Source organism: Streptomyces sp. AC558_RSS880, assembly GCF_019049255.1.
Classification (GTDB): Bacteria; Actinomycetota; Actinomycetes; order Streptomycetales; family Streptomycetaceae; genus Streptomyces.
Genome location: NZ_JAGMUJ010000122.1, coordinates 1 through 280, shown reverse-complemented (window position 1 = coordinate 280; position 280 = coordinate 1). Strand labels below are relative to the sequence as shown.

The 280-nt window shown below is 57.5% G+C and carries 2 rRNA genes; both read right to left on the bottom strand.

Annotation, left to right across the window (positions count from 1 at the left end):
- Positions 1-117, bottom strand: a 5S ribosomal RNA gene (gene rrf / locus KUM38_RS29625).
- An 87-nt stretch (positions 118-204) separates the two neighbouring features.
- A 23S ribosomal RNA gene (locus KUM38_RS29620) occupies positions 205-280 on the bottom strand; the annotation flags it as partial.

Below are 280 nucleotides of genomic sequence, written 5' to 3'. Positions count from 1 at the left end.
GTTCGGCGGCGTCCTACTCTCCCACAGGGTCCCCCCTGCAGTACCATCGGCGCTGTAAGGCTTAGCTTCCGGGTTCGGAATGTAACCGGGCGTTTCCCCTACGCTATGACCACCGAAACACTATGAAACAGTCAACCGCACCGTCCGTGACCATGGACGGGGTTGTTCGTGGTTTCAGAACCAACACAGTGGACGCGAGCAACTGAGGACAAGCCCTCGGCCTATTAGTACCGGTCAACTCCACACGTTACCGTGCTTCCATATCCGGCCTATCAACCCA